The 3,499-nt window shown below is 65.8% G+C and carries 2 protein-coding genes; both read right to left on the reverse strand.

The window, feature by feature from the left end; translation table 11 throughout:
* The coding region (locus ENN83_RS06750; protein WP_287185441.1) for a hybrid sensor histidine kinase/response regulator at positions 1-2,211 on the reverse strand (2,211 nt) is incomplete at its 3' end.
* A 1-nt stretch (position 2,212) separates the two neighbouring features.
* A complete protein-coding gene (locus ENN83_RS06755) occupies positions 2,213-3,361 on the reverse strand; it encodes an FIST N-terminal domain-containing protein (protein ID WP_287185443.1) in 1,149 nt (382 codons plus the stop codon).
* Positions 3,362-3,499: the final 138 nt, after the last annotated feature.

Here is a 3,499-nt window from a genome sequence, read left to right on the forward strand (position 1 = left end):
CGGCGCGGGCGCCCGGGTCTTCCAGTCGATCAGCGGCCGCAGTCGCGAGAGTTGCACCGGCTTTCTCAGGACCGTGAAATCCTCTGTCAGCCCAGCGCGCAGGACCTCGTCGCCCTGGTCGGCGGTGATCATGATCGCGGGGATGTGGCTACCCGTCGCCGCCCTCAAGGCCTTGATCGCGGCGATCCCAGTGTCGTCGCCATGCAGTTGATAATCGGCCAGGATCACGTCCGGTGCCATCCCGATCTCGTCCACCAGCCGCACCGCCTCGACGGTCGAGTCTGCGGCCAGCACGCTCGCCCCCCAGCTTTCCAGCTTCTGCGTGGTGGCAAACAGGACCTCGGGATCGTTCTCGACAATCAGCACGATAAGGTTCAGGTCCGCCTCGCCATCCGACAGGTCCGGTCCGGTCGCGCCGGGGCAATCGTCCCTTGGGGGCACGGTCCCGATCTCGATCGAAAAGACCGAACCCCGCCCCGGTTCCGAGTGAACCGACAGCCGGTGTCCCGGATGGCGACAGGTGCGTTCCACGATCGACAGCCCCAGACCCATGCCGGAGCCGGGGGGAACATTAGCGGCACGGGCGAATTCCTCGAAGATTCGGGCGTGGTCGGCAGGCAGGATGCCGATGCCGGTATCCCAGACCTGTAGCACCACCTTGTCGCCGCGCCGCCGGCACCCCACCAGCACGCGGCCCCGTTCGGTATACTGGATTGCATTGACCACGAGGTTGCGCAGCGACCGCGTCAGGAATTCCCGGTCGCTGCGCACCCAGGCAGAGCAGGGCACCATGTCGAGCCGCAGCCCCTTCTGCGCCGCGACCATGGCCTGGTCTTCGACCACGCTGCGCATCACGGCCCCCAGACAGAATTCCGTCGGCGTCAACGCCGAGCCGGTGCTTTCCAGGCGTGAAATATCCAGCAGAGCATGCAGAAGCGACTCCATCGAGGCGAAGGACCCCGCAAGCCGATCGGTCAGCCGGGCCACTTCGGTGTCCTCTGCCATCTCGGCCAGGGTCGAGATCAGCAGCTTGGCGGCGTTGACGGGTTGCAGAAGGTCATGGCTGGCCGCGGCCAGGAACCGGGTCTTGGACGACATCGCCGCCTCGACCTCTTCCTTGGCCAGCCGCAATTCCTCCTCGACGCGTCTTTGTTCCTCGTGCTGTTCACGCAGACGACGATTCGCTTCGGTCAGTTCATGGGTGCGCTCGCGCACTCGCTTTTCCAGGAGTTCGGTCGCCCGCGATTCCAGCGTCACATCGGCGATGTCGACCAAGAAGCCGCGGTCGGGCAGCAGATGCACATGCAGGTCCAGCACCCGTCCGCTGGCATGGTGCAGCCGCTTGCGCAATCGTCCCTCGCCGCGCAGTTCGGCGGGCCAGTGGTCGATATCGGCAATGTCGGCCTCTTCCACCAGCCGGTTGTCGCGGATATGGCGCAGGATCGTGGTGAACTCGGTACCATCCTGCACCAGCGTGTAGGGAAGGCCCAGCAACTCGCGGAACCGGCCGTCGCGGATCATCACCTCGCCCGCGCGGGAAAAGGTGCAGATGCCAAGGCTCATGTGATCGAAGGCCGCCTGCAGGTAATGGGCCTGCATGTCGATCAGCAGATCCTTTTCCATCCGGTTCTTGCGCACGATGTCGGTGATCTCGGTCTGCAACAGGATAATGTTGCCCGACCGCGTGCGCTGCTGGCTGATCTGGAACCAGCGGTCCGCCTGCAATTCCAGAACGAAGGACATGCTGGCGCCGCCCGCAGGCCCGCGGATCGCTTCGGCCAGGTCGCGGCAGGCCCTGTCGGGATCAGCCAGATGGCGGCTGGTCTGCAGCGCGCGGAAATAGTCCTCGACCGTCAGCCCGGTCAAGATGCGCGCCGAGATATCGGGCAGGATCGACCTGAACAGATCGTTGCAGACCTGAAGTCGCCCCTCGTTGAACAGCGCGAACCCGCCCTCCATCGCGTCCAGCGCCTCGGTCAGGCGGCGCTGGGTCTGCTCGCGGTCGAAGCGCGCAATTTCCAGTTCGCTCGAGGTGCGTTCCAGATCGCGGGTCTTGGCCCAGACCTGCCCTTGCAGCGTCACGGCCGACTGGAACAGCGCATAGGCCGAGTCGCCCACCTCGTGCTGGCGGCTGGCACGCCGGACCAGCGCGTCCATGATCCGGGCCTGGCGCTCGATCGTCACCTCGGGTGGGACATTCGGGTCGATCATGTCAACGCCCTGAAACGCGGTTCGAAAAAGGCGACGCCACGAAGGTCTGGTTCACATGCACCCCGCAATGCTGTTCGCCATATGTGTTGAAACCCAGCACGCGGCGCGTACGCAGAATCTCCGAGACCCGGCCGGTCAATTGCTTCTGCCCGATCTCCAGCTTCCTGAGAACACAGTCGAAGCCGAGAATGAAATCCGGCGCGCGCCCCCCGGCGCCGGTCACATCAAGGCCCTGGTCGAGGGTGCGCAAGATCTCCTGCCCCTGGCCCAGCGTCAGCAAAAACCCGTCGTCGATCGCCGACAGGAAAGCCAGTGCGCCCGCATCCGTTACCCGCTGGATCGCGCGCACATGGTAAAGGCCACGATTGCGGACAAGAACGGGATGCTCGGCAAAGACTTCGGGCGACAACTCGTCCAGCGTGCGGCCAACGAGACGGGCATATTCCTCGGCCGCGGGCGCGCCGTTCAGTTCCAGCACCAGGCGTTCCTCGGGCACCGCGTCGGTGACCACCATCAGATGCTCGGTCGGCAGGAAATGGTCGAAGCCGATCCCGGCAAATTCCAGGTCGGTTTCCAGCAGCATCAACAGTGCCGCGTCGCTGTGAAAGGCGCCACCGTGAAAAACCGCCGTCCGGCGAAAACTCAGCCCATCCCCGGCCGAACCGCCGAAGACCGGCAGATCGTCCAGGCCAGCAGCCAGCGCGGCCACCAGCATGTCTTCCTGCTTGGACAGCCCGTCGGCAAAGATCAGCGCCAATCGATTCCAATGCGCCGAATGCGAGAACTGCGCCGCCAGTCGCCGGGCATCGACCGAAACCCGCTCGATCGGGCAGCGACCGAGCGGCCGGATCAGCATGGACGCGCAGCGGAAATATGCCCGCGGGAAGGCCAGCATCATCAGCGCCTCGTCCTCGTAGCCTTCGGGCGTGATCTGCCCCGCCGTGGTGCAGCCGAAGACCGGAAGCCCCGCCAGCGCGGCATTCAGCCCCTCGGCCAGCGGATCGAGCGCGAGCCGGTCCGGCACGAAGACCAGCACGAAACGGCTTTGCGACAGGTCGATCTGCGCGGCGGCCTCGCGCACGGCCTCGGCGGGATCTGCGGCGCGGAACAGTCCCACGCCGACCGCGCCCGCCCCGGGCCTGTCGCGCATGTCTCGCATTGTCCCGGCTTACTGGTTCAGGAAGGCGCGGGCGCCGGCATCGCCGAGCCCCGTGCCCAGATCGCGATTGGCGCTTTCCACCAGCACCGCCGCCTGGGTGCGGTTCTGCACCCCGAGTCGCCGCAAAAG

It is taken from the genome of Rhodovulum sp., assembly GCF_011048875.1.
Lineage (GTDB): Bacteria > Pseudomonadota > Alphaproteobacteria > Rhodobacterales > Rhodobacteraceae > Rhodovulum > Rhodovulum tesquicola.

Coding starts and splice junctions, on each gene's coding strand:
- ENN83_RS06755 (WP_287185443.1), bottom strand. CDS start 3,361: ATGCGCGACAGGCCCGGGGCGGGCGCGGTCGGCGTGGGACTGTTCCGC.